Origin of the sequence: Allomesorhizobium camelthorni (assembly GCF_011045125.1) — a bacterium.
Classification (GTDB): Bacteria; Pseudomonadota; Alphaproteobacteria; order Rhizobiales; family Rhizobiaceae; genus Allomesorhizobium; species Allomesorhizobium camelthorni.
The window spans coordinates 1-2,144 of the sequence record NZ_JAAKZF010000216.1 but is presented as its reverse complement, the minus strand read 5'-3'; the positions used below and the strand labels follow the sequence as shown (position 1 = coordinate 2,144).

At 59.3% G+C, this 2,144-nt stretch carries 3 protein-coding genes; 2 read left to right on the top strand and 1 reads right to left on the bottom strand.

Annotation, left to right across the window (positions count from 1 at the left end):
- Nucleotides 1-35: 35 nt before the first annotated feature.
- Nucleotides 36-815, bottom strand: coding sequence for a winged helix-turn-helix domain-containing protein (locus G6N73_RS35365; protein WP_165034491.1), 780 nt, complete (start codon nt 813-815; stop codon nt 36-38).
- 351 nt (nt 816-1,166) lie between these two features.
- Here G6N73_RS35365 and G6N73_RS35360 point away from each other — a divergent pair, with 351 nt between their 5' ends.
- Both G6N73_RS35360 and G6N73_RS35355 read left to right on the top strand, forming a co-directional pair.
- The gene (locus tag G6N73_RS35360; RefSeq protein ID WP_165034490.1) at nt 1,167-1,358 is read left to right on the top strand and encodes a hypothetical protein; all 192 of its coding nucleotides are present in this window, start codon (nt 1,167-1,169) and stop codon (nt 1,356-1,358) included.
- Nucleotides 1,355-1,969 (top strand): response regulator transcription factor, encoded by a 615-nt coding sequence (locus G6N73_RS35355; protein WP_165034489.1) that lies wholly within the window; start codon nt 1,355-1,357, stop codon nt 1,967-1,969. The genes G6N73_RS35360 and G6N73_RS35355 overlap by 4 nt, the downstream gene beginning before the upstream one ends.
- Nucleotides 1,970-2,144 lie beyond the last annotated feature (175 nt).

Below are 2,144 nucleotides of genomic sequence, written 5' to 3'. Positions count from 1 at the left end.
CCGCGGCGGCGAAGCCGGTGCCCGGACAATCGCGCTCAAACGCGAAACTCCTTTTGTGGAGGATGACCGGTTCCTCGGGCTGAAGCAAAGCCTCGAGGAGGCGGTGAGGGACCAAAGCGCCGTTCAAGCTTTCTGTTGGACAACATGCTGAGCAGGATCAACAGGGAAGCCATGTCCGTTGGGCTGTCAGCGACAACTGCAGCAGCTTCCATGGCAAAGCGGTCGGCCAAGAGCGAAAGCCGACGCAGCACTCTGTGTTCTTCCTTGGTCAGCGGACGGTAGCTCCAGTCCAGGCCGGCGATCAAGGGTTCCGCTGCTGAATGCTGTGCTGTTGTGGGGCTTGCCTCCGCCGAGCGAATGACCGGCGCCACAAAACAATAGCCACGTCCGGCGATCGTGGAGATGTATCGGTTGCCAGCTTGGCCATCCCCGAGCGCGCGGCGCAGTGCGGCAATTTGGACCTTGAGATTGCATTCCTCCACGAAGGTATGGGGCCAGACCTTTGCAATGAGCTCAGGCTTGCTGATCAACTCGCCAGGACGTTCGACGAAAGCGATCAGGAGATCGAGAGCGCGATCGCCGATACGGACGATCCGGTCACCTTCCAGCAGCAGCCGTCGTGCGGGGAATAGTCGGAAGAGACCAAAGGAGATCACTTGCTCGGTTGGGCCACTCGTTTGACCATCCCCTTCGATCTCGGTTGGCAGTCCCGTGAACCTTTTATGATGGGAGAGATATGCAGCTGCCAGTTGCGTGCGGCCGCCCGGCGGAGGTCTCTCTAAATCGCCTGCCGGTTCGGAACTTGTCGTCGCCATTGCAAGGTTCCTTTTCGCTTGCGGTATGCGAGCGAGTAAAGATCGCCGAGGGCCCCAAATCGATCATCAAAAAGGCGGCACGATCAGCGACTACGTTTGATAGTGGGCGAATCGTTTAACCAGGATGCTCATGTCGATAGCGATCCAAGTACGTTGTAGCTGCTCCGGAGCCGCGCCGTGCTGGGAAGCTGTGACGATGGGTGGCGAATTTGGCCATGATGGACTCTGCTTCCGTGACACTGTATTCTTGGTGAATTCGAGGCTGGCGGTAACTCGAGTGGCTCTTGGCCATGCTGTCAATCGGGGGCCACGCTTCTTATGGAGGGCGCGCACGCCCGAGGGGCAGCTCAGATGATCGAGGCAGGCCATCATCGCTGGCTGTCTGACACGGCGGTGCGCCATGGCGGCGGCGGTGTGGCACTCGGGCAGCGGAAGGAAGCTGGCATCGATCGGATTGCCATCCAAGATTGGCGTAGCGATTTATCGCACGACCATCCAGGAACATTGGGGATGGCTCCTGATTACAGAACGACTTCGCCATGAGCCAGACGGGACCGCTCGTCATCATAATCGACGACGACGCCGACACTCGAGACGCTCTTTGCGGGCTGCTCGAAACTGTGAAATTGCGGGCGGTGACGTTCGCTTCCGCCACCGAGTTCATGGCGAGCAAACGCCCTGACGGTCCATGTTGCATCGTGCTCGACGTTCGCCTTCCCGGATTGGGCGGACTGGAGTTTCAGCGACGACTCACGCAAGAAAATATCCCATTACCGGTTATCTTCATTACCGGCCATGCTGACGTCCCGATGTCGGTGCGGGCGATGAAGGCCGGGGCTGTCGAATTCCTGTCCAAACCGGTTAACGAGCAGGAGTTTCTCGACGCGGTGCAAACGGCACTGGAGCGCGACAGCCTACGCTTGGAGACGGAGCGCGAGGTTGCCGAGCTTCGCGCGCGCCATCGCTCTCTGACTGCGCGCGAACAGCAGATCATGACATCGCTCGTCGCTGGTAAGGTCAATAAGCAGATTGCCGCCGAGCTGGCGATCAGCGAGGTAACCGTACGGCTACACCGACTTCAGGTCATGCGAAAGATGCAGATTGGCTCGCTAGCGCAATTGATCCGGGCCGCCGACAGGATCAAGGACCCTTGATGCTTCTTGCGCTCTGGCATGGGGTTTGACGAGGCGATGCCGATGCGCCGCACCAGCTGAGCTAGCGGGACGCACGGCGGCCTAAACGAAACGCTAGTAGGCACCCGCCATTTGTTGGGCGATTCACCGTTTTTGCCTATCGATTCCGTCCTACGCAGACCGCATTCTTGAATGC